At 70.4% G+C, this 26033-nt stretch carries 25 protein-coding genes; 3 read left to right on the top strand and 22 right to left on the bottom strand.

Translation table 11 applies throughout. The features are described from left to right. Positions 1-29: 29 nt before the first annotated feature. From aroB to ACFV9C_RS31305, 4 genes are read right to left on the bottom strand one after another with little or no spacing between them, the layout of a single operon-like run. Positions 30-1115: a 3-dehydroquinate synthase gene (aroB, locus tag ACFV9C_RS31320; RefSeq protein ID WP_380199151.1), complete on the bottom strand. Its 1086-nt coding sequence runs from the start codon at positions 1113-1115 to the stop codon at positions 30-32. Beyond that, positions 1112-1612 carry a shikimate kinase gene (locus tag ACFV9C_RS31315; RefSeq protein WP_380199150.1) on the bottom strand — a complete coding sequence of 167 codons (501 nt, stop codon included), beginning with the start codon at positions 1610-1612 and terminating at the stop codon, positions 1112-1114. The genes aroB and ACFV9C_RS31315 overlap by 4 nt, the downstream gene beginning before the upstream one ends. After that, entirely contained in the window at positions 1609-2808 is a 1200-nt protein-coding gene (gene aroC, locus ACFV9C_RS31310) for a chorismate synthase (RefSeq protein ID WP_380199149.1), read from the bottom strand. The genes ACFV9C_RS31315 and aroC overlap by 4 nt, the downstream gene beginning before the upstream one ends. 43 nt (positions 2809-2851) lie before the next feature. Beyond that, entirely contained in the window at positions 2852-3052 is a 201-nt protein-coding gene (locus ACFV9C_RS31305) for a hypothetical protein (protein WP_380199148.1), read from the bottom strand. A 125-nt stretch (positions 3053-3177) separates the two neighbouring features. Here ACFV9C_RS31305 and ACFV9C_RS31300 point away from each other — a divergent pair, with 125 nt between their 5' ends. Continuing rightward, positions 3178-4293, top strand: a complete 1116-nt coding sequence (locus tag ACFV9C_RS31300) for an ADP-ribosylglycohydrolase family protein (RefSeq protein WP_380199147.1) — start codon at positions 3178-3180, stop codon at positions 4291-4293. Here ACFV9C_RS31300 and ACFV9C_RS31295 read toward each other — a convergent pair. The 10 genes from ACFV9C_RS31295 to ACFV9C_RS31250 form a co-directional block, all read right to left on the bottom strand. Continuing rightward, complete coding sequence (locus tag ACFV9C_RS31295; RefSeq protein ID WP_380199146.1) at positions 4278-5861, bottom strand: FAD-binding protein; 1584 nt, start codon at positions 5859-5861, stop codon at positions 4278-4280. The genes ACFV9C_RS31300 and ACFV9C_RS31295 overlap by 16 nt on opposite strands. Positions 5862-5949: 88 nt before the next feature. Further along, positions 5950-6657 (bottom strand): prepilin peptidase, encoded by a 708-nt coding sequence (locus tag ACFV9C_RS31290; protein ID WP_380199145.1) that lies wholly within the window; start codon positions 6655-6657, stop codon positions 5950-5952. Positions 6658-6668: 11 nt separating this feature from the next. Continuing rightward, complete coding sequence (locus tag ACFV9C_RS31285; RefSeq protein ID WP_380199144.1) at positions 6669-7709, bottom strand: DUF2330 domain-containing protein; 1041 nt, start codon at positions 7707-7709, stop codon at positions 6669-6671. A 10-nt stretch (positions 7710-7719) separates the two neighbouring features. Further along, positions 7720-9285, bottom strand: coding sequence for an FAD-binding oxidoreductase (locus ACFV9C_RS31280; protein ID WP_380199143.1), 1566 nt, complete (start codon positions 9283-9285; stop codon positions 7720-7722). Continuing rightward, positions 9272-10096 carry a shikimate dehydrogenase gene (locus ACFV9C_RS31275; RefSeq protein WP_380199142.1) on the bottom strand — a complete coding sequence of 275 codons (825 nt, stop codon included), beginning with the start codon at positions 10094-10096 and terminating at the stop codon, positions 9272-9274. The genes ACFV9C_RS31280 and ACFV9C_RS31275 overlap by 14 nt, the downstream gene beginning before the upstream one ends. 1 nt (position 10097) lies before the next feature. Further along, positions 10098-11285, bottom strand: coding sequence for an endolytic transglycosylase MltG (gene mltG, locus ACFV9C_RS31270; RefSeq protein ID WP_380199141.1), 1188 nt, complete (start codon positions 11283-11285; stop codon positions 10098-10100). Between the two features lie 11 nt (positions 11286-11296). Then, the gene (ruvX, locus tag ACFV9C_RS31265) at positions 11297-11755 is read right to left on the bottom strand and encodes a Holliday junction resolvase RuvX (protein ID WP_380199140.1); all 459 of its coding nucleotides are present in this window, start codon (positions 11753-11755) and stop codon (positions 11297-11299) included. Positions 11756-11773: 18 nt separating this feature from the next. Continuing rightward, entirely contained in the window at positions 11774-14443 is a 2670-nt protein-coding gene (gene alaS, locus ACFV9C_RS31260) for an alanine--tRNA ligase (protein WP_380199139.1), read from the bottom strand. Between the two features lie 5 nt (positions 14444-14448). Further along, positions 14449-14685, bottom strand: a complete 237-nt coding sequence (locus tag ACFV9C_RS31255) for a DUF6167 family protein (RefSeq protein ID WP_209695005.1) — start codon at positions 14683-14685, stop codon at positions 14449-14451. Continuing rightward, positions 14682-15092, bottom strand: coding sequence for a DUF948 domain-containing protein (locus ACFV9C_RS31250; protein WP_380199138.1), 411 nt, complete (start codon positions 15090-15092; stop codon positions 14682-14684). The genes ACFV9C_RS31255 and ACFV9C_RS31250 overlap by 4 nt, the downstream gene beginning before the upstream one ends. A 209-nt stretch (positions 15093-15301) precedes the next feature. On the opposite strand from ACFV9C_RS31250, the gene ACFV9C_RS31245 reads away from it, so the two are divergent. Next, a complete protein-coding gene (locus tag ACFV9C_RS31245) occupies positions 15302-15967 on the top strand; it encodes a hypothetical protein (RefSeq protein WP_380199137.1) in 666 nt (221 codons plus the stop codon). Here ACFV9C_RS31245 and ACFV9C_RS31240 read toward each other — a convergent pair. The 7 genes from ACFV9C_RS31240 to ACFV9C_RS31210 form a co-directional block, all read right to left on the bottom strand. Then, positions 15948-16256, bottom strand: a complete 309-nt coding sequence (locus ACFV9C_RS31240; protein WP_380199136.1) for a nuclear transport factor 2 family protein — start codon at positions 16254-16256, stop codon at positions 15948-15950. The two genes, ACFV9C_RS31245 and ACFV9C_RS31240, sit on opposite strands and share 20 nt — an antisense overlap. Further along, positions 16253-17737, bottom strand: coding sequence for a replication-associated recombination protein A (locus ACFV9C_RS31235; RefSeq protein WP_380199135.1), 1485 nt, complete (start codon positions 17735-17737; stop codon positions 16253-16255). Before ACFV9C_RS31235 ends, ACFV9C_RS31240 begins: the two co-directional genes overlap by 4 nt. 57 nt (positions 17738-17794) lie before the next feature. Continuing rightward, positions 17795-18754 (bottom strand): hypothetical protein, encoded by a 960-nt coding sequence (locus tag ACFV9C_RS31230; RefSeq protein ID WP_380199134.1) that lies wholly within the window; start codon positions 18752-18754, stop codon positions 17795-17797. Next, positions 18751-18999: a hypothetical protein gene (locus ACFV9C_RS31225; protein WP_380199133.1), complete on the bottom strand. Its 249-nt coding sequence runs from the start codon at positions 18997-18999 to the stop codon at positions 18751-18753. Before ACFV9C_RS31225 ends, ACFV9C_RS31230 begins: the two co-directional genes overlap by 4 nt. Then, on the bottom strand, positions 18999-19628 hold the full coding sequence (locus ACFV9C_RS31220; RefSeq protein WP_380199132.1) for a VC0807 family protein: 630 nt from the start codon (positions 19626-19628) through the stop codon (positions 18999-19001). The genes ACFV9C_RS31225 and ACFV9C_RS31220 overlap by 1 nt, the downstream gene beginning before the upstream one ends. Before the next feature lie 99 nt (positions 19629-19727). After that, positions 19728-22295: an accessory Sec system translocase SecA2 gene (locus ACFV9C_RS31215; protein ID WP_380199131.1), complete on the bottom strand. Its 2568-nt coding sequence runs from the start codon at positions 22293-22295 to the stop codon at positions 19728-19730. Positions 22296-22335: 40 nt separating this feature from the next. Beyond that, entirely contained in the window at positions 22336-23127 is a 792-nt protein-coding gene (locus ACFV9C_RS31210; RefSeq protein ID WP_380199130.1) for a GNAT family N-acetyltransferase, read from the bottom strand. Positions 23128-23191: 64 nt separating this feature from the next. On the opposite strand from ACFV9C_RS31210, the gene ACFV9C_RS31205 reads away from it, so the two are divergent. Continuing rightward, the gene (locus tag ACFV9C_RS31205; protein WP_380199129.1) at positions 23192-23710 is read left to right on the top strand and encodes a hypothetical protein; all 519 of its coding nucleotides are present in this window, start codon (positions 23192-23194) and stop codon (positions 23708-23710) included. A gap of 17 nt (positions 23711-23727) precedes the next feature. Here the strand turns inward: ACFV9C_RS31205 and ACFV9C_RS31200 are convergent, their stop codons facing one another. After that, complete coding sequence (locus tag ACFV9C_RS31200; RefSeq protein ID WP_380199128.1) at positions 23728-25737, bottom strand: GxGYxYP domain-containing protein; 2010 nt, start codon at positions 25735-25737, stop codon at positions 23728-23730. Positions 25738-26033: the final 296 nt, after the last annotated feature.

The raw sequence follows: 26033 nt of genomic DNA, 5'->3' as shown, positions 1-26033 counted from the left end.
TCATCCGCACAGCAACCCCAGGAAGCGTTCTAACCGATCTCGCCGTACGCCGCGAGCAGGAGGCTGGGGTCGGGGGCCTCGAGGATGGTGGGTTTGGCGAGGGCGTCGAGGATGACGAAGCGGAGGCGGTCGGCGCGGGTCTTCTTGTCGAGTTTCATCGCGTCCTGGAGGTGCGGCCAGGCGTCGGGGCGGTAGCTGATCGGGAGGCCGAGGGACTCGAGTACGGCGCGGTGGCGGTCGGCGGTGGTGTCGTCGAGGCGGCCGGCGGCGCGGGCGAGTTCGGCGACGAAGACCATGCCGATGCTGATCGCGGCGCCGTGCCGCCACTTGTACCGTTCGACGCGCTCGATCGCGTGGCCGAGGGTGTGGCCGTAGTTGAGGGCCTCGCGGCCGATCGGGCCGCCCGCGGTGGTGGTCCGCTCGCGCAGGTCGGCGCCGACGGTGTCGGCCTTCACCTGGATCGAGCGGGCGATCAGCTCCGCGGTCGCGTCGTACGACGGGCTGGTGACCGCGGCCGGGTCCTTCTCGACGAGGTCGAGGATCACCGGGTCGGCGATGAAGCCGCACTTCACGACCTCGGCGAGGCCGCTGACGTAGTCGTTCTTCGGCAGGCTCTCGAGCGCGGCCAGGTCGCACAGTACGCCGGCCGGCTCCCAGAACGCGCCGACCAGGTTCTTGCCCTGGGCGGTGTTGATGCCTGTCTTCCCGCCGACCGCGGCGTCGACCATGCCGAGCAGGGTGGTCGGGATGTGTACGACCTTCACGCCGCGCAGCCAGGTCGCCGCGACGAACCCGGCCAGGTCGGTGGTCGTCCCGCCGCCGACGCTGACGATCGCGTCCGACCGCGTGAACCCGGCCTGCCCGAGGACGGACCAGCAGTACGCCAGCACCTCCGCGGTCTTGGCCTCTTCCGCGTCCGGGATCTCGATCGCGTGCGCGGTGAACCCGGACCCGGTCAGGTCGTCCCGGATCGCGTCCCCGGTCTCGCGCAGCGCCCGCGGGTGGATGACGGCGACCCGCTGCACACCTTCACCCAGCAGCCCCGGCAGTTCCCCGAGCAGGTTGTTGCCGATCACAACGTCGTACGGCGCGGCGGCCGCAACCCGGATCCTCATCCGAGGTGCTCCTGGATCTCGTTGGTGATTTCGTCTGGGGTTTTGTTGTCGGTGAGGACGGTGAGTTTCGCGACCTCGGCGTACAGGGGGCGACGGGCCTCCATCAGGTTCCGGAGTTGGGTGCGGACGTTGCCGAGGAGGAGCGGGCGGGCGACGCTGAGGCCGACGCGCTTGGTGGCCTCGGCCAGGCCGACGTCCAGGAAGACCACGGTGTGGCCGGCCAGGTCGGCGCGGGTTTCGGGGTTCAGGATCGCGCCGCCGCCGAGGGACAGTACCTCCCCCGCGTCCTGGAGCGCGGCCACGATCGCGGCCCGTTCGAGCGAGCGGAAGTGCGGTTCGCCCTCGTCGACGAAGATGTCCGAGATCGGCTTTCCGGCCGTCGCCTCGATGTCGGCGTCGGTGTCGCGGTGCGGAACTCCGAGCCGCTTCGACAGCAGCGCGGCGATCGTCGACTTCCCGGATCCGGGCGGGCCGACCAGGACGACGACGGGGCTCACTCCCACTCCCGCGGCGCGATGGTCTTCGGCAGATTCGCCAGGTACGACTCGTGGTTGCGCGCCGTCTCCCCGACCGAGTCGCCGCCGAACTTCTCCAGCGACACCTCCGCCAGCACCAGCGCGACCATCGCCTCGGCGACGATCCCGGCCGCCGGTACGGCGCAGACGTCCGAGCGCTGGTGGTGCGCGGACGCGGCCTCGCCGGTCGCGGTGTCGATCGTGCGGAGCGCCCGCGGCACGGTCGCGATCGGCTTCATCGCGGCCCGCACCCGGAGCGTCTCGCCGGTGCTCATGCCGCCCTCGGTACCGCCCGAGCGGCCGCTGGTACGGCGTACCGCGCCGTCCTCGGCGACGATCTCGTCGTGCGCCTGCGACCCCGGCGTCCGGGCCAGCTCGAAGCCGTCGCCGAGCTCGACGCCCTTGATCGCCTGGATGCCCATCAGCGCACCGGCCAGCTTGGAGTCCAGCCGGCGGTCCCAGTGCACGTAGCTGCCGAGGCCCGGCGGCAGACCGTCGACGACCACCTCGACCACGCCGCCGAGGGTGTCGCCGGCCTTCTGCGCGGCGTCGATCTCGGCGACCATCTGCTTGCTCGCGTCCGGGTCCAGGCAGCGCACCGGGTCCGCATCCAGCCGGGCGACGTCGCCGTACGCCGGGATCACGCCGTACGGCGCCTTGACCGTGCCGAGCTCGACGACGTGGCTGACGATCGTCACGCCGTACGCCTGCCGGAGGAACCGGGCGGCGACCTCGCCGAGCGCGACCCGGGCCGCGGTCTCCCGGGCGCTGGCCCGCTCGAGCACCGGGCGGGCCTCGTCGAACCCGTACTTCTGCATGCCGGCCAGGTCGGCGTGACCGGGCCGCGGGCGGGTCAGCGGGGCGTTCCGCGCCAGTCCGGCCAGCGTCTCGCTGTCCACCGGATCGGCGCTCATCACCTGCTCCCACTTGGGCCACTCGGTGTTGCCGACCTGGATCGCGACCGGGCTGCCGAGGGTCAGCCCGTGCCGGAACCCGCCGAGGAACGTCACCTCGTCCCGCTCGAACTTCATCCGGGCGCCGCGGCCGTAACCGAGCCGACGACGAGCCAGGGCGTCGGCCACGTCGTCCGTGGTGACCTCAACGCCTGCGGGAAGACCTTCGAGTACGGCGACGAGCGCTTGTCCGTGCGACTCGCCGGCGGTGAGCCAGCGCAGCATGCCCCGATTCTTTCACGCCGTACCCGACTGCCGGACAGCGGTCTCAGCGACAGGCGTTGCTGTCCTCGGTCGAGCCGGTCCGCACCGCGAGAACGGCGTTGAAGGTCTTGACGATCGGTGACGCCTTGCACGAGGTGCTGGCGCTGGCTGCCTGACCACCGGCGATCGCAGCGCCGGTGAGAGCTGTCGTGGCGAGCGCCGCCACGGCCAGGCGCCCGGCGGTACGACGGATTGCGGGGGTCATTGTCTGCTCCTTCTGAACCATCGGTTGCTTGTAACAACGACACTAGAAGGAACAGGCTCCGCACGAACTGGCCTCAGATCCCGTCTTGGGGGTAGCGCTGGCACCACCATCGATAGGGTCCTGGCATGACGCGGCAGGGAGAAGAGGCGTGGCGGGCGCGGGTGCGTGGGTGCTTGCTGGGTGGGGCGATCGGGGACGCGCTCGGCGGGCCGGTGGAGTTCCAGGACGGGCGGACGATCGTGGCGAAGTACCCGGACGGGGTGCGGAGCTACGTGGACGGCGGTCCGGGCTGGCCGCCGGGGACGATCACCGACGACACACAGATGACGCTGTTCACGGTCGAGGGGCTGATCCGCGCGGGCGTGCGGACCGACCGCGGGCTCGGCTTCACCGTTGGCGTCGTCCATGGCGCGTACGACCGCTGGCTCGACACCCAGACGCTGCCCGGGCCGAGCGGTGAGCGGAACGGCTGGCTACAGGGCGAGCAGTGGCTGTACGCGCGCCGGGCGCCCGGCAATACCTGCCTGACCGCGCTGACCGAGGCGCGCAAGGGCGGTCCGCGGATCCCGCAGTACGGCGGCCAGGCCGTCAACGACTCGAAGGGGTGCGGCGGCGTGATGCGGGTCGCGCCGTTCGGGCTGCTGCCGGCGGTGTTCCCGAAGGAGTGGGTGTTCGACAAGGCCGCGGAGGCTGCCGGGTACACGCACGGTCACCCGACCGGCAAGCTCGCCTCGGGAACGCTGGCCGCGATCGTCCGCGAGCTCTGCGACGGCGCCACGCTCGACGACGCGATCACCAACGCGACCGGCCTGCTGGTGGAGCACGAGGGCCACGAGGAGACCAGTACGGCGCTGAAGCTCGCCCGGCACCTGGCCGCGACCGCACCGGCCGGGCCGGTCACCGTCGAGCGTCTCGGCGGCGGGTGGATCGCCGAGGAGGCGCTCGCGATCGCCGTGTACGCCGCCCTCGCGTACCCGGAGCCGGACCAGTTCCTGGACGCACTCGCCCTGGCCGTCACGCACTCCGGCGACAGCGACTCCACCGGGGCGATCTGCGGGAACATCCTCGGCGCCCTGCACGGTGAGACGGCCCTCCCCGCAGAGCTCGTCTTCACCGTCGAGGGCCGACCGGCGATCCTCCAACTCGCCGACGACTTCGCGCTGGAGTTCACCCAGCAGCAACGCCTGCACGGCGACTACGGGCCGTTCACGGCCTGGACCACCCGTTATCCAGGGGGCTGAATCGACAGCTTGTGCTGGAACACGTTCCGCGGGTCCCACTTCGCCTTGAGCTGCTGCAGCCGCGGGTAGTTGCCGAGGTAGTACAGGTCGTGCCACGGTACGCCGGACTTGTTGTACGCCGGATCCGCCAGGTCGGCGTCCGGGTAGTTGATGTACGACCCGGCGTTGGTCGCGTTCGGCACCGGGGCACCGCCCGTGTCGCGGTAGATGTCGGCGTACACCTTGCGGGCCCAGCCGATGTGCGTCTCGTCCTGCTTCGGCTCCTCCCACGCCGCGGCGAGCACCATCTTCGCGACCACGTCCCGCTGCGCGGAGGCCGTGGCGTTCGACGGCACGGTGTTCACCTTGCCGCCGTACGGGACAAGCAGGATCGACGAGGCCGGGCCGTTGTACGACGTGTCGGTGAGCCCGCGGTACATCGCGTCGATCTGCGCGTCGGTGTAGCCCTTCTTCAGGTACCCGGCCTTGTACTTGCTCCGGGTCGGCGATGCGGTCTCGCCGATCGACCGATCCATCGTGAGGTGCAGGAACGGCCCGGCTGCGGGGATCTCCTGCGGCTGCACCGCCACGCCGGCCCCGATCGCGGCGTTGAAGTCCGCGAGCAGCTTCGCGGCGTTCGGCACGCTGGAGTCGAGCTGGGTGGAGAGCAGGAACTGCGACGCCCGGTAGTGCGTGAGGATGAACGGCGCGTACAGCGTGGCGTACGGCGAGTCCGGCGTGTTGTGCTGCTCGAAGAAGCCGAACCAGTTCCGGACCAGGCGGTGGAAGTCGGCCTGGGTGGTCTTCGACCAGTCGTACACCAGCACGCTGGAGAGCAACCCGGCCGGTGCCTTGGGCAACGACTCCTCCGGGGTCCGGCCGGTCGCGCCGGCCGACCGCATCAGGTACCGCACCACGACGCCGAAGTTCCCGCCGCCGCCACCGGTGTGCGCCCACCACAGGTCGCGGTACTCGTTGTCGCGGGTCGCCACCACCGAGCGCGCCCGGCCGCGGGCGTCGACGACCACGACCTCCACGCCGTACAGATGGTCGACGACCGAGCCGTACTTCCGCGACAGCGGCCCGTACCCGCCGCCGGCGAAGTGCCCGCCGACGCCGACGCCCAGGCAGCCGCCGCCCGGCACGGTCACGCCCCACCCGAAGAACAGTTCCTTGTACACGTTCTCGAGGATCGCCCCGGACCCGATCGAGAAGGCCCGGTACTGCGGGTCCCAGCTGATCTTGGTGTTCGCCGCCATGTCCAGCACGACCTCGACGTCGCTGCTGTCCACGAAGTCCTCGAAGCAGTGCCCGCCCCCGCGGACCGCTATCCGCTGACCGGCGCGGACCGCGTCCTGCACGGCCGCGACGGCGTCCGGCGGCGACTGGATCACCCGGACGTAGTCGGGTCTGCCGACGAAGCGCCGGTTCTGCCCGCGGGTGACGAGGTCCTGGTATCGCGCGTCGTCCGGGCCGATCCGGCGCCCGATGCTCGCGGCGACGGGCGCGGCGGACGCCGTACCGGGGATGGCGAGTGCTGCACCTGCGACTGCCGTTCCGGCCAACAGGCCACGACGACTGACTGGCATGAAGTTTCCCTCCCGAGATCGAATGCCTCGACCCTAGGAAAAGCGGGCGTGCCCGCACATCAACCATCTGGTGGAGTGCGGGACTCAGCTATCCGGCGTACAGCCGCTCCAACGGCACGCCGAGCAGGACGCCGCCGAGCGCGCCGACGAGCATGAACGGCCCGAACGGGACCATCTGCTTGCGGGTCATCACCCGCCCCACGATCAGCGCGATCCCGACCACCGCACCGAGGAAGAACCCGCCGTACAGCCCGGACACGAACTGGCCCCAGCCCAGCCATCCGAGCGCCAGCCCCAGCAGCCCGGACAGCCGTACGTCGCCGAACCCGACGCCGCGCGGGAACGCGAACCACAGCACGTAGAACACCCCGAACCCGATAGCTGCCGCGATCAGCGCCCGCCACAGCGAGCCCCACTCCCCCGTGCCCAGTGCCGCGCCCAGTAGCCCCAAACCGACTACCAGGTACGTCGGCCAGATGATGACCGACGGCAGGTACCGCGTCCGCGCATCGATGTACCCGAGCACCGCACCGGCAACAGCCAGCACCAACCAGGCGGGTAATACCGCGTCCAGGCCGAGCACCCAGCCCAGGATCGCGCCCGCGACCGCAGCCAGGCCGCCACACCAGTACGCCGCCCGCCGGCCCGCCAGCGACACGTACGGCGTCTTGGTCTCGCCCTCGTCCAGCACCGGCTCCGGGATGCGCCGCATCAGCCAGGGACCGAGCACGTACGCCGCCGGACCGCAGACGACTGCACCGATCCCGGCAGCGAGCAACGCGTTCTCAGCCGGCACGATCGTGCAGCCTAGCCTTTGGCCGCTGAGCGTTTCACCAGCACCCGCGCGAGAACCGCCGCGCCGCCGCCCAGCAGCAGGACGCCGACGAGGAGCACCAGAACCGTGCTGAGCAGCCCGTCGTTCTCGGTCACGTACGTGACGCGCTGGTACGGGTCGTCGTTCGCGGCGGGCGCGAACGTGAAGTCGTCGGTGATCCGGCTCGGGTCGCCGTACGACGCCGTGTACGCGGTCAGATAGTCCGCCGGCTTCGGCAGCGCCGCGTCGTCGACCCGGCCCGCGAACAGCAGCTGCGGTTTCACCCCGTCGTACGGCGTCTTGGTCGCGTCGACGCGGTGGTCGGTCGCGACGTACACGGTCACGGTCTGGGCGGTGGTCGCGCCCTTGCTCAGCCGCATCGGGTACACGATCCGCTCCGACGCGAACGTCAGCCGGAGCGGCGGCGTCGCGCCGTACATGCTCTCGCCGTCCTTCTTCGGCGCGAGCTTGACCGCGACGATCTCCCACTTCTCGGTCAGGTACGGCGTCAGGTTCGCGGCCAGCGTCGCCGGTACGACGTACCCGTTCGTGCCGAGCCAGTCCGTGACCGCCGTACCGCTGGTGCCGGTCAACCGGGTGACGGCGAACGGGCCGAGGACCATCTGCTGCTGGACGTTCACGCCGGACGCGGGCGCGGCGGCACCGACGCCGTTCCCGGAGTGGCCCATGATGCCGAGGTCGCGGAACGGCCAGTAGGTCTTCTTCACGACGCGCTTCGGCTGGATCATCCGGTCGAGCCGCCAGAACAGGTCGCTGTCGCCCAGCTCAACCTTCGCCGCGGACGGCACCGGCATGATCCACGCCGCCTTCTTCGACGCGCCGCGGACCGCCATCGACAGCGTGATCTCCTCGGTGCTGCCGGTGTGCTGGACCAGCGCGGTCTCGCCGTACGCCCGGGCCTGCGACTGCGCGTCCGGAAGGTACCCGCCGCATGCACACGCCCACGCGGGCGTCACCCCGGCCGCGACGAACCCGACCGCCAGTACACCTGCCACCACCCGCCAAAGCTTCACGGGCGGAAGACTAGATGGCGAACGGGCCGTGGAAGAAGTTCGCCGGATCGTACTTCGCCTTCGCCGACCGCAGCCGCGCCCAGCTCGCGCCGTAGTACGTGCTGACCGCGCGACCTGTCTCGAGGTAGTTGACGTACCCGCCCGCGGAATAGGCCCGCACCGCGCGGTGACCGTTCGCGATGAAGGTGCGAGCGGCACTGTTCTGCGACGACGAGTACCACTGCACCGTGCACAGCGCACTCCGCCACGCCCACGACGAACCGCCGGCCGGCTGCTTGGCCGCCTGCCCGCCGAGCGGGTCGAGGATCGCCGACGCCGGCGTCCCGGCCCGCGCCGCCGCCTTCACCGCACCGAGCAGCGCGCTGATCGCGGCCGCGTCCATCGGGCCTTTGAGTACGTCGGACCCGGCGAGGAAGCCCTGCCGCGGACTCGTCGTACCGCCGCCGAGGTACTTCACCGCCTCCAGGTGCGACTTCACCGAGATGGTCCGCGCGGACGCCTTCGCGCCGACGAACGACTCGAGCTGCGCGGCCGCCGCGTTCGCGTTGCCGGTGGTGGAGACGCCGAGCACGTGGACCGACAGCGTTCCGTTGCTCTTGGCATCGATGTGCAGGTTGCCCCAGGACGTGGTCGGCGCGGTCTGCGCGAACCTCTGCCAGCCGCGGACCACCGCCGCCGCCTGCGACTCCGGCCAGGTCAGCCGGAAGAATCCGAGCTTGGTCGCCGGGATCGTGCTGAACTGAAACGACGTGACGACGCCGAGGTTGCCGCCGCCGCTCCCCCGCAACGCCCAGAACAGGTCGGGCTCGGACGACGCGCTGACCGTGTGGGCCTTCCCGTCGGCGGTGATCACGCCCATCGACACGACCCGGTCGCAGGTCAGCCCGTACGTGCGGGTGTGGATCCCCATCCCGCCGCCGAGGGTCAGCCCGGCGACGCCGACGGTCGGGCAGGTCCCGGTCGGCAGCGAACGCCCGTACCGGTCGAGGAACGCGTGGACGTCGTACAGCCGGGCACCGGCGCCGACGGTGAGCACGCCGTTCGAGTAGCTCATGCTCTTCAGGCCGCCGACGTCGACCTGCATGCCGTTCGCGATCGTGGACGCGCCGACGTACGAGTGGCCGCCGCTCTTCGGCACCAGGGCGAGCTTGTTGGCGCGGGCGAAGAGGATCGCCTTCTGCACGTCGGACGGCGCGGCCGCCTTTACGACGGCGGTCGGGCGGACGCTGTCCCAGCGCGGGTTGAACAGCTGGTGGGAGGCGGCGTACCCGGACGAGGCCTGCAGGTACAGGCGGCCCTTGAGGGAGCGCGCGAAGGAGTTCCAGTTCGGCGCCGCGGTGAGCGTCGGGGCCGACGTGCTCGGGGTGCTGCTCGGCGTCGTGGTCGGGACGACCGTGCTGGGCGGCGGAGTGGTGGCAGTCGTCGGCGGCGTGGTGCTGGGCGGGGCCGAGGTGGCCGTGGAGCTGGGTGTCTGCGAGGGCGTCGTACCGCCGGCGTCCTTCGTGGCGTTGCCGCAGCCGGCCAGGGTGACGGCGGCTCCGGCGATCAGGACCGAACGACGGTCAAGCAGGCTCACGATCCCCCAGCTCCTCACGGGCAGCAGTCCTCATGGCCGCCAGCGGAGCCGGTGACCTACCCGTCATCATCTCCACCTGGAGGGTCGCCTGATGCACGAGGAGATCAAGTCCGTTCAACAGCTCTGTACCGATCCGGTGCGCCGCGATCGCGAGCCGGGTCGGCCACGGGTGGTACGCGACGTCGAACACCACCGGCGCCACCGCGGCGAAGTGCTCCGCCCACGGGTCCACCGCACCGCCCGGCAGCGTCGACACGCACAGGTCGAAGCCGCCGATCTGCTCCACCTGCGAGAAGTCCGCGACCGACGTACGGAGTCCCAACTCCGCCGCCAGGTCCCGCAGCCGCTCGGCCTTCGCGACGTCCCGCACCACGACGGTGACCTCGCTGACCTGCATCCCGCGCAACGCCGCCAGCGTCGACGCGGCAGTCGCACCGCCGCCCAGGACCACCGCGGTGTCGGCAGCGGTGATGCCCTGCTCCGCGAACGCGTTCACCAGCCCTGGTACGTCGGTGTTGTGGACGGACCGGGATCCGTCCGGCTCGAACAGCATCGTGTTCGCCGCACCGATCAGCCGCGCGACCGGGTCGACCGTGTCCGCGAGGTCGATCGCGACCCGCTTCAGCGGCATCGTCAGCGACAACCCGCGCACGTCCGCACCGATCGACGCCACGAACCCCGCCAGCTCGTCCTCCGCGACCTCGAACGCGTCGTACGTCCAGTCCATCCCGAGTGCGGCGTACGCGGCCCGGTGCATGGCCGGCGACAGCGAATGCGCGATCGGCGAACCGAGCACGGCGCAACGGGTCACGTCAGCACCGGTTCTTGTGGGCCTGGCACCACGTCTGCAGCTTCTTGACGTTCGCCTGGTGCTCGGCGGCGGTGCTGGCGAACGCGGTCTCGCCGGTGTCCAGGTTGACCAGCGTGAAGTACAGCCAGGAGCCCTGGGCCGGGTTGATCGCCGCACTCAGCTCGTCGCGGGTCGGCGAGTTGATCGGCGTCGGCGGCAAGCCCTTGTACAAGTAGGTGTTGTACTTCGACGGGTTCTTCCGCTGCTCCGGAGTGGTGAAGACGCCGCCGTTCCTGCCGACCACGTAGTGGATCGTCGAGTCCATCTGCAACTTCATCCCGGCCCGGATCCGGTTGTAGATGACCCGCGCGACCTTCGGGTAGTCCTGCTGGCGGTTGGTCTCGGCGCCGATGATGCTCGCCACGATCACCGCCTGGTACGGGTCCAGGCCCTTGCGGGCCGCGGTCTTCTCCAGGTTCAGCGAGGCGGCCGCCTTCGCATAGTTGGCCGTCATCAGCTTGAGCATCGTGTACGCCGTCGCGTTCTTCGGCACGTCGTACGTCCCCGGGAACAGGAAGCCCTCCGGGCTGTGCGCGTACGCCGGCAGACCGAGCATGGCCGGCTTGCCCAGCGCGGTCGCGGCCGCCCCCGCGGGCAGCTTCATCTTCGAGCCCTGCAGGATCATGGCGACCTCGGCCATGGTCTTCCCGGCCGGGACGCTGATCCGGGTCACCAGCACCGACAGCTGCGTGTTCAGCATCAGGTCGAGCGCGGCCTTCGCGGACATGTGCTTGTGCAGCGTGTACGTCGCGGCTTGCAGCTGCAGCGAGCGGGGATCGTCGCGGGCGACCCGCTCGAAGGCACGGGCGCTCTTCACGACCTCCTTCTTCTCCAGCGTGTCCGCGATCGACGAGACACTCTGGCCGGCGGTGATCTCGACGACCACCGTGCCGGCCCCCTGGCCCTGGTAGTCCGGCGCGGAGAAGATGCCCGCCAGCGCGTCCTTGCCCTTGCCGAAGCCGACCACGGCACCGGCGACCAGCGCACCGACGACGATCAGCGACACCAGGCCGGCGAAACAGCCGAACGCCCGGCGGCCGCGGGACCGGCGGCGGCTCGCCCGCCGCTCGACGCGGGTCTCGGCCCGCAGCCCGAGGCCGCTGCCGAGATCGTCGGCCTGCTGGTCCTCGCCTTCCACGTCTTGGTCCACCGATGGTCCGTTCACAGGGGCCTCCCGGGTGGGTTGCCGGTCTCGCGCTCGAAGTCGAGCGCGTGCTGGAGAATAACGACCGCCGCGGCCTGGTCGACCACGGCCCGTCGCTTACTGCCCTTCTTTCCCCGTTCCCGCAACATCCGTTCGGCGGTGACCGTGGTGAACCGCTCGTCCACCAGCCGCACCGTCGTCCCCGTGTTCGTCTCGCGCACCTTGTCCCGCACCTGCTCCGCCGTCTCCCGGATCTTCACCGCGGCCGGCCCCTCGCCCCCGGACAGGGAACGCGGCAGCCCGACCACGATCTCGAACGCCTCCAGTTCGGCGGCGAGTTCCGCGATCCTACCCAGATCGCCCGGTCCACGCCGTACGGTCTCCACAGGCGTGGCCAGGATGCCGTGCGGATCGCTGCTGGCGACGCCGATCCGGGCGTCCCCGATGTCCAGCGCGATCCGCACTCCGCGTCTCATCAGCGGTACTCCATGGAACTAGCCCGTGACCTGGTGCCCGATGGCGTGCTCGACGGCGCTCAGCGCGTCGTCCGCACCGGCCGCGTCGGTGCCGCCACCCTGGGCGACGTCGTCCTTGCCGCCGCCCCGGCCGCCGAGCTTCTCGGCCGCGACCCGGACCAGGTCGCCGGCCTTCAGCCGCCACTCGCGGGCGGTGTCGTTCAGCGCGACCACCACACCGGGCTTGCCGTCGTTCACGCTCAGCATCGCGACCACGGCCGGCTTGTCGTTCGCCATCCGGCCGCGGACGTCGAGGGCCAGCTTGCGCAGGTCCCCGCCGTTCACGCCGTCCGGCGCGCGGTGGCCGACGTACTGGACGCCGAAGACGTCCTTCGGGCTGCCCGCCAGCTCGGCCGCGGCCTGCAGCACCTGCGCGGCGCGCACCCGCTCGAGCTCCTTCTCGGCCGCCCGCAGCCGCTCCGACAGGTCCGCGACCTTGGCCGGCAGCTCCTCCGGACGGGTCTTCAGGTTCTCGCTGAGCAGCCGGACCAGCGCCCGCTCCTTGCCCAGGTAGCGCAGCGCCTCCATGCCGACGAACGCCTCGATCCGCCGTACGCCGGCACCGACCGAAGACTCACCGGTGACGGTCAGCGCGCCGACCTGCGACGAGTGCTTCACGTGCGTACCACCGCAGAGCTCGCGGGACCACGGGCCGCCGATCTCGACCACCCGGACCTGCTCGTCGTACGTCTCGCCGAACAGCGCCAGCGCGCCCCAGTCCCGGGCCTCCGGCAACGTCATGTACTGCGCGGACACCGGCAGGTCCTTGCGGACCGCGAGGTTCGCGACCTCCTCGATCTCCGACCGGGTGGCCGGGTCGAGCGCCGACGACCACGCGAAGTCGAGCCGCAGATAGCCGGGCTTGTTGTACGAACCGCTCTGCAGAGCGTTCGGGCCGAGCACCTGGCGGAGCGCCGCGTGCACGACGTGCGTACCGGAGTGCGCCTGGCAGGCGGAGATCCGCCAGTCGTGGTCGACCTCGGCGTGGACGTCGGTCCCGGGGCGCAGCACGCCCTCGAGGACCTCGACGCGGTGCACGATCAGGCCCTTCACCGGCCGCTGGACGTCCAGCACGTTGAGCTTCAGGCCGTCGCCGACGATCAGCCCCTCGTCCGCGATCTGCCCGCCGGACTCGGCGTAGAACGGGGTCTTCTCCAGCACGACCTCGACGGTCTCGCCCTGCTCGGCGAACGACGCCACCGCACCGTCGCGGAGCAGGCCGCGGACCTGCGAGTCCGTCGCCAGCTCCTGGTACCCGGTGAACTCGGTGACGCCCTTCTCACGGAGCTCCCGGTAGCCCGAGGTGTCCGCGTGGCCGGCCTTCTTGGCGCGCGCGTCGGCCTTGGCCCGCTCGCGCTGCTCCTTCATCAGGCTCTTGAAGCCTTCGGTGTCGACGTTCAGGCCCTGCTCGGCGGCCATCTCGACGGTCAGGTCGATCGGGAAGCCGTACGTGTCGTGCAGCTGGAACGCCTTCGCGCCCTCGAGCTGGTGCGCGCCGGACGCCTTGGTGTCGCGGACCGCGACGTCGAAGATCGTCGTACCGGCCGTGAGGGTACGGCGGAACGCCTCCTCCTCGGCGTACGCGACCTGGCTGATCCGGCCGAAGTCGGTGACCAGCTCCGGGTAGGACTTCTTCATCTGCTCGAGGCTCACCGGGAGCAGCTCGACCAGGCTCGGGTCCTCGTAGCCGAGCAGCCGCATCGAACGGATCGCCCGGCGGAGCAGGCGGCGCAGTACGTATCCGCCCTGCTCGTTGCCCGGGGTGACGCCGTCGCCGATCAGCATCAGCGCGCTCCGGACGTGGTCCGCGACCACCCGGAACCGCACGTCGTCGTCGTGCTCCGAACCGTACTTGCGGCCGGTCAGCTCCGAGGCCCGCTCGATCACCGGATAGATCTCGTCGATCTCGTACATGTTGTCGACGCCCTGCAGCAGGTACGCGACCCGCTCCAGGCCGAGGCCGGTGTCGATGTTCTTCTTCGGCAGCTCGCCGAGGATCGGGTAGCCGTCCTTGCCGCCACCCTCGCCGCGGATGTTCTGCATGAAGACCAGGTTCCAGAACTCCAGGTAACGGTCGCCCGCCTCCCAGTCCCGGTCGGCGCCGAACTCCGGGCCGCGGTCGATCAGGATCTCCGAACACGGGCCGCACGGGCCCGGGATGCCCATCGACCAGAAGTTGTCCTTCATCCCGAGCCGGACGATCCGGTCGTCGGGCAGCCCGGCGACCCGCTTCCAGATGTCGATCGCCTCGTCGTCCTCGTAGTACACCGAGGCGTACAGGACCGACACGTCGAAGCCGTACCCGCCCTCGTTCTGCGGCTTGGTCACCAGCTCCCAGGCGTACTCGATGGCCTTCTCCTTGAAGTAGTCGCCGAAGGAGAAGTTGCCGTTCATCTGGAAGAACGTGCCGTGCCGGGTGGTCCTGCCGACCTCGTCGATGTCGAGCGTACGGACACATTTCTGCACACTGGTCGCGCGCGGGTACGGCGGGGTCTGCTGGCCGACGAAGTACGGCACGAACTGGGCCATGCCGGCGACGTTGAAGAGCAGGTTCGGGTCCGGCGACGGCAGCGGCGCACTCGGCACCACCGTGTGGCCCCGGTCCTCGAAGTACTGCAGGAACCGCCGCCTGATCTCACTGGTTTCCATGGGTGTTACCGGTAGTCCTCACGATCGTTGGTGTTCTCGATGCCGAGCGCGTCCCGCAGCTCGGTCTCGCGCTCGGCCATGCCCTCGCGGACCTGGTCGCCGAAGTGCCGGACCGCGGCCGCCAGCTTGGCCGCGGACTCCTGGACACTCTCGGGCGCGAGGATCTGCGCCTTCTTCTTCAGTCTGGTGACGGCGTACACGCCGACGGCGATCCCGATGATCAGCCAGAAGATCCGCTTCACCGCTTCCGCGCCTTCCGCTCGGCCTTCATCTCGTCCTTGACGCGCTTCGACACGTCCTTGCGCTGCTGGTCGCCGAGCGCCTTGCGGACGCCGTACGTGAACGCGGCCGCCTTCACCAGCGGGCCGCCGGCGGTGGCCGAGAACAGCGACATCAACGCGGCCGCGTTGGTGGTCACGGTGGTCGCGTTGTCGGTGATCGTGTCCACCTTCGCCAGCTGGGCGTTGGTGGTGGCCACCGTGGTGGTCACCTCGCCGAGCAGCGGGACGCTGGAGTCGGAGACGCCCTTCACCATGATCCGGGTCTCGTCGAACACCTTGCCGAGCTTCAGGATCGGATAGGCCAGCAGGCCCACCAGGATGAGCAGCGCGCAGGCGGCTATCAGCCCCGCGACTTCACCGACGCTCATGGAAACGATCCACCTTCCGTAGCGACCTCGTGCGACCTAATGCCACCTTATGGACCGCCCGACCTTATCGCGCGGCCCTAGCGCACTCCGCTCCAGGACACCATCCCGCACATCACAGTCGCTCACCAAACCGGACCAACCACTCGGTGATCCCTTGAATACCGCGCGTTCCGGCGCTGGAGGGGGTCGTACCCGGAGTGGTGGAAGGGGTGGAGCCGGGGGTGGCGGGCGGAGTGGTCGACGGCGTCGTCGGCGGCGGCGTCGGCGGCGGCGTCGGTGTGGTCGGTGTGGTCGGCGGTGTGGTCGGTGTGGTCGGTCGGGTCGGCGTGGTGCTCGGCGGCGGGGTGGTCGGCCGGGCTGTCGTCGGCGCCTTTGTCGGGGTCTTCGTCGGGGCGCCTGTCGGGCCGGTCGTGGGTTGTGCGGTGGGTGTGGCTGGTGTGCCCGGCTTCGGGGTCGAGGTGGTCGCCGGCCTCGGGTCGGTGGTCGACGGCTCGGGGGCCGGGCGGGCGGGGCCGGGCGCCGAGGTGGACCACGGGGGCGCGAGGCCGGTGCGCGTCGGCGACGGGGTGCTGAGCGGGTGCAGCGGCCTGCCCACCGGGAGGGACGGCCGGTCGGTGGATCTCGACGTACCGGCGGTGCGTTCGACGCCCGGGGTCGACCGCGCGGTCGGCGCCTGGGCCGAGTCGTGCGGGCCGAGCGGGCCGAAGCACAGGAAACCGGCGAGCAGTACGGCACCTGCTGCGCCGGCGCTCAACTTCAGCACCGGCGGACGCCGACGGACATGCCGCGGACTGGACTGCCTCACAACCGAACCTTTCACCCCAGGCCGTCCAGCAGCCTACCGAGGTGAACGCCTCAATCGAAGCTCACCGTGAGTGCCTGAACGGCTCCGTCCGGCGCCCAGCGCAGCACCATCGTCCCGGAACCGCCGCCTGACCAGCGGAAACGCGCCAGCTCGGCACCGTCCTCGACCAGCTCCATGGTGTCGTCCGGCGGATTCTCCCGGTACGCCGCCGCGATCGCCGTCCGGCCTTCGAACGGTCCGACCGGTACGCCGACGAACGTCATCGTGGCGTCCGGGGCGAACCGTTGCGCGAACGTCTCCCAGTCGCCGCTCGTCACGGCCCGGTTGAACGCGGCCACGTGATCCGCCGGACGGCTCATTTTCGGTCCCGGAGGATCTTCCGGATCGCGGTCACCCGATCGGCGTACGACGCCTCGCCGCCGCGGCGGGTGGGGTTGTAGTAGTCGGTGCCGTCGATCACGTCCGGGGCGTACTGCTGCGGGAGTACGCCGCGCGGGTCGTCGTGCGAGTACTGGTACGACGAGCCGTGGCCGAGCTTCTTCGCGCCGGAGTAGTGCGCGTCCCGCAGGTGCGGCGGGACCGGGCCGACCTTGCCGGCCTTCACGTCCGCGATCGCCGCGTCCACGGCCACGATCACCGCGTTGGACTTCGGCGCCAGCGCGAGCGCGACGACCGCCTGCGCGAGGTTGATCCGCCCCTCCGGCATCCCGATCAGCTGCACCGCCTCGGCCGCCGCGACCGCGACCCCGAGCGCGGTCGGGTCGCCCATCCCGATGTCCTCGCTCGCGGAGATCACCAGCCGCCGGGCGATGAACCGCGGGTCCTCCCCCGCCTCGATCATCCGCGCCAGGTAGTGCATCGCGGCGTCCACGTCCGACCCACGGATCGACTTGATCAACGCCGACGCCACGTCGTAGTGCTGATCCCCCGCCCGGTCATACCGCACCGCCGCCCGGTCAACAGCCGTCTCCAACGTCACGAGATCAATCAGCGCCCGAGCCCCAACCGCGTCGTCGCGCCCGCCGTCCACCTCGTCGGGCTCGGCGTGCTCGTCCGCCTCGGCGGCGGGGGTTGGGGAGGGATGGGTCGCGGCCTGGAGTTTGAGGGTTTGTTCGTGTTTGGCGCGGGCTCCGCCGGCGGCGGCCTCGAGGTAGGTGAGGGCTCGGCGGGCGTCTCCGCCGGCCATTCGGAGCAGGTGGTCGCGGGCGTCGGCGGCGAGCTCGAACTCGTCGTTCAGGCCGCGCTCGTCGACCAGTGCGCGGTCGAGCAGCACCGAGATGTCGTCGTCGGTGAGGGACTCGAGGGTCAGCAGCAGGCTGCGGGACAGCAGCGGTGAGATGACCGAGAAGAACGGGTTCTCGGTGGTCGCGGCGACGAGTGTGACCCAGCGGTTCTCCACGCCGGGCAGCAGCGCGTCCTGCTGCGCCTTGGTGAACCGGTGCACCTCGTCGATGAACAGCACGGTCTCGACCGCGCCGCCCGGCCGGGCGAGATCGCGCCGCGCGCCGTCGATCACCTGCCGGACGTCCTTCACCCCGGCCGTCACCGCCGACAGCTCGACGAACTTCCGGTTGGTCTGGTGCGAGACGACGGCCGCGATCGTGGTCTTCCCGGTCCCCGGCGGACCCCACAGCAGCAGCGACATCGGCTGGTCGCCCTCCACCAGCCGCCGCAGCGGCGATCCCGGCGCCAGCAGATGCTGCTGCCCGACCAGCTCGTCGAGACTCCGCGGCCGCATCCGCACGGCCAGCGGAGCCGCCGTGTGGTCCGTGTCCGCGAGACTCCCGCCCCCACGGGCAGGCGCCGGCGCACCAGGAAGATCGAACAACCCATCACTCACCCCAGCAGCCTATCCAGCGCCACCGACAACCTCCGGAGCCACCGGCCGGTACGGCGGCTAGCGGGACGGACCGGTGCGGCGGTTGGTGGTGTCGCGGAGGGCGCGGAGGTCGCGGCGGGTGGCCGGGGGTGGGGTGTTCAGGGTGCCGACCAGGTCGTCACGGTCGAACACGACCTGGTCCTGGGCGGCCGGGTCGGGGACGGCGGCGGCTTCACGGTGCTCGCGGCGGAGCTGCCGGATATTGTTGAGGTACATCCCGCCCAGCGTGAGCTGGGACGCGATGCCCACCGCCGGCGGGAGCGGCATCGTGGCGGCCTGGATCCCCGCGCACAAGAGCAGATAGGGAGTTGTCAGCCGACTCTCCGCCCGGCGAAGCGCACTCTTGTCGCTCGCCCGCTCCTTGTTGCGGTCCAGGTTCGCCCGGTCGTCGATCAGCTGCTGTCCCTGCCGGACCAGGACGTCGGCGGCCTCGCGGAGCGGTTCGCTGACCCGGACCTTGGCACCCGACTCGACCACGTCGCGGAGCAGGCTCGCCCGGGCGAACCGGGTCAGCGATTCGGCCAGCCAGGTGTCGTCGTGCGACGGCTCGTTCGCGCGTCCGCCGTACGTCTGCTCGAACTCCTTCCGGAAGTCCGCGATGCCCTTGGCCGGGATCCGCCGGCCATTGTTCGCGGCCTCGCGCCGCGCCAGGCCGGACACGTCCCCGAGGTTGACTCCCCGGCCGTTGTCCGGGGCGATCGCCAGGTCGGACACCTTCGCCAGGAGCTGTTCCGCGTCGGTCCCCGACCGGTCCAGCCGTACGTCGTCCAACTCGAGCGCGTGCCACCAATGCGCGAACCGGTCCGCCGTACGCCGGGCCTTGTCCGGCATGTCCGCGGGGAGCGACCGCTCGTACCGGTCCATGGCCAGCAGCGCCTCGGTGGCGAACAGGTCCACCACCTGGCGAGCCGCGTCGACCTCGTCGCGGGTCGGCTCCCGCGTCCCCGCGCCGGTCCACTTCGCCACGAAGCCGCTCATGCCCGGCCGTCCAGCTCCGCCTGGACCCGTTCGATCGCCTCCGCCCGCCGCCGGAGCCCGGCGAACCGCTCGGACAGCGCGGCATCCGCTGACTCGAAGTCGGCGTCGTCCGCCGCGTCGTCCGGGACGTACCACCAGCGTTCGTCGTAGAAGGCCGGGCCGACCTCCATGCCGTCCATCATCGGCTTCGCCGCGCCGCTGTCGATCAGCCGGCGCATCCGGTCCTGCGCAACGTAGTCGGTCATCACCTGACTGTAGAGCGGCGGGGGGCGAAGACGCGGTGCCAGGAGCCGCTGCGGCGGAGGAGGACGAGGGTGGGGATCTGGAGGGCGACGATCGTGGCGACGGTGATCACCGGGTCGGTGGCGGGGACGACGGAGATCGGCAGGGTGTACGACACCACGATCCGGACGAGGCCGTCGATGATCGTCGCGATCCCCCACCACACGGTGATCCACTTCCACGCGTGCCGGAACCGGGCGTCGGTCTCCCACAGCTCGTCCATCAGCGCGGCCCGGGGCGCGAACATCGCGCGGGTGACGACGTACGTCATCGGCTGCGGGTGCCGCAGCGACCAGAGCGTGATGCCTGCGAACGGGAGGCTGATCCAGGCGTTGCGGACCAGCAGCAGCCGGGCGTCGCCGCCCACCACGGCGACGACCGTGCTGGCCACCATGCTCACCACGACGGCCATCCCGAGCAGGTCGGTACGCCGAGTTCGCACCAGGGACACCGCTGAACTGATCAGTCCCGGGACGACGCCGACGAGCAGTGCCGTCAGGTCGCTCGCCCCAAGTGCCTTGAGGCCGTAGTACAGAGCAAGCGGGATGGCGATGTCGATGACGAGGAGCCACGGGCCGCGATGTCTGGGCATGGGAAGAGGTTCGCCCAGGTCCGCGCCCGGCCGCATCGAGCCGACGGCTGTCCGCCCCTAGACCAAAGTCTGACGTCAGAACCGGAAGCGCCGACCAGGTCAGTCGGCTTTTCCGTTCCTGGGCTCATCATCCGGCTCCTCGTCGTCCCGGAGCTCGTCGGGAAGGTCGTCCTCGTCGAACTCCTCGGCGAGGATCTCCTCCGGCTCGGCGGCGGACTCCGGCTTGATCGCGTTCCGGAGCCGGCCGAGGATCCGGTCCGCCTCGGTGCCGAACGGGTTGTCGTTCACCAGGTACGTCCAGGTCGCGGTCGGCCGCGGAATCCCGCTGGCGTCCTCGTCCAGGCCGTCGGCGGTGATCTCGGCCGTCGTGAACGTCTCGACCGCGTCGTCCCAGGCGTCGGAGATCAGCGTGTCGAACGACGCGATCGCGGACTTGTTGAACTCGTCGATCGGCTTCAGGTGCACGATGCCGCCGGCCAGCGAGCGCAGGTGGATGCCCTCGCGCAGGTCCGCCAGGTACGCCAGGTGGTCGGTCCAGCGCCGGTCCAGGTGCCCCAGCGCGATCCGCCGCGCGGCGGCCTTCACCACGTCCTCACCGACCTCGTCGACGAGTTCGTCGTACCGCTCCTTGGCCCGCTCGGAGAGCTCGGTCGCGGCCAGGTCCTCGGTCAGCACCTGCTCGCGGGTCTCCAGCAGGATCGCGCGCTGCTGGCCGGTCAGCCGGTTGTACTGCCAGGTGGTCCGGTGCAGCTCGGCGTTCGCGCCGTCCGCGACCCGCTGGGCGTGCTCGAGCATGCCGGTCGACTTGCGGTCGGTGAGCCGGCCGGTCTCGTCCGGGTGCGGGCGCAGGCCCGACGACACGGAGTACCGGGTGACGAGCTCGTCGGCGAGCGACGCGAAGAACAGCGTGCCCCCCGGGTCGCCCTGCCGGCCGGCGCGGCCGCGCAGCTGGTCGTCGAGCCGCCGGGACGCGTGCAGGCCGGTGCCGATGACGTACAGCCCGCCGAGCTCGAGCGCCTTCTCCTTGTCGTGCGTCTCGTCCTTGCCTCCGAGCCGGATGTCGGTACCGCGGCCGGCCATCTGCGTCGACACTGTCACGGTCCCCGGTACGCCGGCCTCCGCGATGATGCCCGCCTCCTCGGCGTCGTTCTTCGCGTTCAGCACCACGTGCGGGATCCCGGCGGCCTCGAGCCGGTCGCTGAGCTGCTCCGACTCCTCCACGCTGTGGGTGCCGATCAGGATCGGCCGGCCGGTCTCGTGCACCTCGGCGATGTGCTCGACCAGCGCCTCGTTCTTCTGCTCGACGGTCAGGTACAGCCGGTCCTGGTCGTCCTTGCGGACGTTCGGGGTGTTCGGCGGTACGACGGCCACGTCGACCTCGTAGAACTCCTGCAGCGACTCGCCGACCACGACCGCCGTGCCGGTCATGCCGCACAGCGACTTGTAGCGCCTGATCAGGGACTGGACGGTGATGCTGTCGAGCACCTCGCCGGAGTCGCTGACCGGGACGGCCTCCTTCGCCTCGACCGCGGCCTGCAGGCCGTCGGGCCAGCGCTGCAGCTTCGCGACCCGGCCGCGGCTGTTGTTGATCAGGCTGACCTTGCCGTCGCGGACCAGGTAGTCGACGTCCCGGCGCAGCAGCACCTCGGCGTGCAGCGCGACGTTGACCTGGGTCAGCCGGTCCAGGTTCTCGTCGTCGTACAGGTTGAACCGCGGCCGCTCAGGCTCAACCGCGACCTCGGCCTCGTCGTCGTCCTTGGCCTCGTCGTCCTTGGCCTCGTCGTCCTTGGCCTCGTCGTCGACGTCTTCGTCCGAGGCTTCTTCGTTCACCGCCGCCGCTTCGCCGAGGGCTTCTTCGACCTTGTCGGTGCCCTTGTCGGTCAGCGCGACCGTCCGCCCGTCGCCGTCGATCTCGTAGTCGACCCCCGCGCGCAACGTCCGCACCAACTGCACCACGTCGTCGTCCAGCGCCTCGTTCCGGGTCGCGCCCGCCAGCACCATCGGCACCCGCGCCTCGTCGATCAGCACCGAGTCCGCCTCGTCGACCAGCGCCACGTCCGCCTCCGCGGTGACCCGGTCGGCAACGTCGGTCACCAGCCGGTCCCGCAGTACGTCGAACCCGATCTCGTTCACCGGGACGTAGCAGACCTCGGCCTGGTACGCCGCCCGCCGCTCCTCCGGCGTCGACGCCTGCCCGACGTGCGACACGGTCACCCCGAGCAGCTCGTACACCGGGCCCATCCACTCGGCGTCCCGCTTGGCCAGGTAGTCGTTGACCGCCAGCACGTGCACCTTGCGGCCGCCGAGCGCATACCCGGCGGCGGCGATCGCGCCGGCCAGCGTCTTGCCCTCACCGGTCGCCATCTCGACGATCCGGCCCTGCAGCATCGCCAGCGCGCCGACCACCTGGCCGTCGAAGGCGCGCTCGCCGATCGCCCGCTGGCCCGCGTCCCGGGCCAGCGCCAGGAACTCGATCTGCTCGTCCTCGTGCAGTCCACCGGTGGTGCGCAGTTCGGCGGCGGCCTCGGTGAGCTCTTCGTCGGTCAGGGAGAGGACCGATTCCTCCGCCTCGCCGACCAGCTGGGTGAGCCGTTCGTACGGGCCGAGATCGATCGAGCCGGGGCGCTGCAGCAGCCGGCGGAAGCGGGAAGCGATTTTCAGGGCCATGATGCAGGCAACGTACAGCGTTGACCGGTCGTTCCGCGCGTCAGGGTCGCCAGTGGTACGGCGTTGTAACGGTGACCGCGTGCAGCCCGAGTTTCTGCAGGATCGGGCGGGAGTCCGCGGACGCGTCAACACGCAGGAACTCGTACCCGCGGTCCTTCGCCAGGCGGGCGCGGTGCACGAGGAGAGCGGAGTACAGACCCTGCCGCCGCCACTCCGGCAACGTCCCGCCACCCCAGAGGCTGGCGAACCCCGTACCCGGATGGAACCGGACCCACGCGGCCGACACCACCGGACCGCCGGTGAGCACGTCCTCCACCAAGAACACCGACAATCGGTCCGGGAACATCCGCGCCTCCCCGGCCAGGTGGTCCACGATCCGCTCGGTGCCGTTGTGCCACAACGAGTCCGTGAGTACGGCGATCCGCGCGTAGTCGTCCGGCCCGTCCGCCTCCCGCATCCGCACCTTCGACGGCAGCGCCGACGGCCGCGCGAGCACCTGGTCCACCTCGCCGAGGATCAGCGTCTCCGGATCGTCCCGCACGAACCCGTGCCGCTCGAGCCGCTCCCCCACGTCGGCCGGCTCGTCGTACGCGTACGTCTTCCACTCGAACGCCAGCCCACGCTCCCGGAAGAACGCCACCTCGCCGGCGATCACGGCGTCCGGGTCGTCCCCGAGCCCCCGCGGCGCCTCGACGAACCCGGCGCCGTCCGGTCCTTCGACGTACGAGCGGTGCACGCCCCCGACGTGCTCCTGCTTCCAGCCCGGGATCGCATCCGCGTCGGGGAGCCGGATCCGGCGGTGGAAGACCTCGAGCAGCTCGTCAGGCGTCATCTACGCAGTCAACCAAGGACCTGTTCGCTGCGTCTAACAGTTTGTCCTGATAAGGGGGACCATCATGAAGATTCAGCACGTTGTCCCCAAGGCGATCCTCACCGCACTCGCCCTGCTCGCGGTGCCGGCGGCAGCTGCTGCCGGATCGTCCACCACCACTTGTCCCATCGGCTGGGGGTCCTTGCCCGAGACCAGCAGCCGGATGGTGCAGTCCCCGATCGCGGACGTCCGCGCCGGTCGGCACGCATGCTTCGACCGGATCGTCGTCGACCTGCACGGAAGGGCCGCCGGGTACGACGTCCGCTACGTCGGCACGGTCCGCCAGGAGGGCTCCGGGTTCGTCGTACCGCTGCGGGGTGGTGCGCGGTTGCAGGTCGTCGTCCGCGCACCGTCGTACGCTCCGCCGAAGCTGCCGAACGTCAACGGGTACAGCGCTCTCCGGCAGGTGGCGTTCGCCGGGAGCTTCGAGGGGCAGACGACGCTCGGGGTGGGTGTCCGGGCCCGGCTCCCGTTCCGCGTGTTCACGCTCGCGGGACCGGGCTCGAACACCCGTCTCGTGGTGGACGTCGCCCACCATTGGTAAGACCTACAGCTAGTTGCCTAGAGCACCCGGTTGAGCAGGTCGTAGAACGTGTTCGCGAGGACCAGTTCGTACGGGTCGCCGAGCAGCGCGCCGAGGTCCACCATGTCGGACGGGGACCACGACCAGGCGCCGATCAGGCCGGAGATGAACAGCGGCTTGGAACCGTCCCAGCTCGCGATCCGCTGGTCCAGCGCGGCCTTGAACTCGGCCGCCTTGCCGGGTGCACCCCAGCCGCCGGTGATCGGGATGCCGCCCTGCCGGGCGGTCAACGTGTCGCCGTCCCAGGTCTGCATGATCCCCTTGGTCGGCGTGTAGTCGGCGTACCCCTTGGCGATTTCCTCGGACAGCAGCACCCACGTGTTGTTCGCCCGGCCGCTGTACGCGTACACCTCCTCCAGTCCGGTACGGCGCATGAACGAGCCCGTCAGTTTCAGGTACTGCGTGAGCTCGTCGGGCGTCCACGACGCCGGATAGGTGTAGCCCGCGCCGGACGGGCCGCAGACCAGCAGGTCGTTGGCGGTCGAAGTCCGCTGGAAGTAGCTGTAGATGTTCGGCCCGGCCTCCACGAGCAGCGGGTCGATCGTCCAGTTGGTCGGCACCTGGCCGCGCTTCGGGTCGTCCCAGATCTCGCGCAACCGGCGCTGGCAGTACTGGATGTTGTCGCCCTCGCCGAACGTCAGCGTCAGGTAGACCTTGTTCTGCGGCTTGTCGATCCGACGGGTCGCCCGCGGCTTGTCGGAGATCGGCGACGCGAGCCCGGCGTGCACGGTGCCGTTCATGTAGAAGTCGGCCGCGACCACGGGCGAGCCGCCCTTCGACGCCAGGTCGACGCCGTCCCATTCACCGGAGACGTCGTTCGCGAACCAGCCCATGTACGGCGCCAGCGTCGGCCACTTCGCGTAGTGCTCGATCAGCAGGTCGCCCGTCGCACCGCCCGGTGGCAGCCAGCTCACCAGGGCCTTGGTGGCCACCACGTAGTCGCGGAAGTACGGGAACGGCTCGACGCGGGTCGGCGACGTGTCGGTGGCGCTGACCAGGTACTGGTTCCACATCTCCACCGTGACGACGAGGGACGTCGTACCGGCCGGCGGTGCGATCTTGTAGATCCAGTAGTTCCCGCCGTCGGCGAATCTGTTGGCCTCACCACCGATCGACGAGTGCGAGCCGTCGAACAGGTACGGCGCCTCCTCCGGTGTGTTCGGCTCGAACCGGGCGAGCTCGGTACCGTTCGCCGTGATCACGACGTGCCGCACCGACGCGCCCCACCCGTCGTCGGTGAACGAGTCCGCGAACCTGACGTACACGGCCTCCTTCCCGAGCTTGGCCGAGACGTCGAGGTTGTAGGTACCGCGGTTCGACGAGTCGCGGATCTGCTGCGTCTCGCGGGCGATCTCCAGCCACTGCACGCCCTCGACGTCGACCACCCGGGTCGGCGGGAGGCCGGCGAGCAGCTGCTTGGTGACCCGCGGGAACAGGTTGTCGAGCTGCCACCGGTACGTCTTCACCCGGTCGTCGTCGAACATCCCGCGCAGGTCCTTCACGATCTTCAGGCCGTACGCCTTCGCCTGGTCCGCGTTCGCGACCACGGAGTTCTCCAGCCCGGCGAGCGTCGTCGCGACGTTCAGCGAGTCCGGTACGGCGTCGTCGTACACGATCGCGCCCCGGACCCGGCCCCGGTACTTCGCGATCAGGTCCAGCGGATTCTTGTAGAGCTTCTTCGGCAAGCGCATGTCGGACAACCACTTGGCGTCCGGCACACTCTCGGTCCCGGTGTCGTAGATGAAGTACAACTCGGGCTCGGAACGGTTGACGACGCCTTGCAACGTTGTCAGCAGGGTCTGGTCTTCCCCACTGAGCTTGCTGACGTCGCCGTAATCCAGGTGTCGTGGGCGGTTGAACACCGGCAGCAGCCGAGCGGGGCTGCCGGACGTCGATGAATCTGCAGCATTTGCGGACAATGCGAAAGGCTGGACCAGCCCCGCGGTGACCGCACCGCTACCCGCCAGGAACGCACGTCTCGAAACCATCGCGACCACTCCCTGAGGTTGACATCGATGTCAAATCTGCCGGGAATGTAGCAACCCCAAGAGAGCGTGTACATAGCTCACGTTGGAATCGTTTCCGCCGATCGTGCGACAAGCGGCGGTGGGGGGGGGGGCCGCCAAGGGTGGGGAGGGGGACCCACCCCCGGGGCCGGGAGCGGCCGCGGCGGGGGGGGGGGGGGGGCGGGGGGCTGCGGGGGGTGTTACTTCCAGGGTGGGAACAGGGTCTGGATCAGGCCTGGAAGGTTGATCAGTGGTGTGGCCGGGAACGGCCACGGCCA

Source organism: Kribbella sp. NPDC059898, assembly GCF_042730855.1.
Classification (GTDB): Bacteria; Actinomycetota; Actinomycetes; order Propionibacteriales; family Kribbellaceae; genus Kribbella.
The sequence above is the reverse complement of the archived record's forward strand: the minus strand, read 5'-3'. Positions and strand labels throughout refer to the sequence as shown.

Coding starts and splice junctions, on each gene's coding strand:
- ACFV9C_RS31205 (WP_380199129.1), top strand. CDS start 23,192: ATGAAGATTCAGCACGTTGTCCCCAAGGCGATCCTCACCGCACTCGCC.
- ACFV9C_RS31300 (WP_380199147.1), top strand. CDS start 3,178: ATGACGCGGCAGGGAGAAGAGGCGTGGCGGGCGCGGGTGCGTGGGTGC.
- ACFV9C_RS31305 (WP_380199148.1), bottom strand. CDS start 3,052: ATGACCCCCGCAATCCGTCGTACCGCCGGGCGCCTGGCCGTGGCGGCG.
- ACFV9C_RS31250 (WP_380199138.1), bottom strand. CDS start 15,092: ATGAGCGTCGGTGAAGTCGCGGGGCTGATAGCCGCCTGCGCGCTGCTC.
- ACFV9C_RS31210 (WP_380199130.1), bottom strand. CDS start 23,127: ATGACGCCTGACGAGCTGCTCGAGGTCTTCCACCGCCGGATCCGGCTC.
- ACFV9C_RS31215 (WP_380199131.1), bottom strand. CDS start 22,295: ATGGCCCTGAAAATCGCTTCCCGCTTCCGCCGGCTGCTGCAGCGCCCC.
- aroB (WP_380199151.1), bottom strand. CDS start 1,115: ATGAGGATCCGGGTTGCGGCCGCCGCGCCGTACGACGTTGTGATCGGC.
- alaS (WP_380199139.1), bottom strand. CDS start 14,443: ATGGAAACCAGTGAGATCAGGCGGCGGTTCCTGCAGTACTTCGAGGAC.
- ruvX (WP_380199140.1), bottom strand. CDS start 11,755: ATGAGACGCGGAGTGCGGATCGCGCTGGACATCGGGGACGCCCGGATC.
- ACFV9C_RS31200 (WP_380199128.1), bottom strand. CDS start 25,737: ATGGTTTCGAGACGTGCGTTCCTGGCGGGTAGCGGTGCGGTCACCGCG.
- ACFV9C_RS31295 (WP_380199146.1), bottom strand. CDS start 5,861: ATGCCAGTCAGTCGTCGTGGCCTGTTGGCCGGAACGGCAGTCGCAGGT.
- ACFV9C_RS31240 (WP_380199136.1), bottom strand. CDS start 16,256: ATGAGCCGTCCGGCGGATCACGTGGCCGCGTTCAACCGGGCCGTGACG.
- ACFV9C_RS31220 (WP_380199132.1), bottom strand. CDS start 19,628: ATGCCCAGACATCGCGGCCCGTGGCTCCTCGTCATCGACATCGCCATC.
- ACFV9C_RS31225 (WP_380199133.1), bottom strand. CDS start 18,999: ATGACCGACTACGTTGCGCAGGACCGGATGCGCCGGCTGATCGACAGC.
- ACFV9C_RS31230 (WP_380199134.1), bottom strand. CDS start 18,754: ATGAGCGGCTTCGTGGCGAAGTGGACCGGCGCGGGGACGCGGGAGCCG.
- aroC (WP_380199149.1), bottom strand. CDS start 2,808: ATGCTGCGCTGGCTCACCGCCGGCGAGTCGCACGGACAAGCGCTCGTC.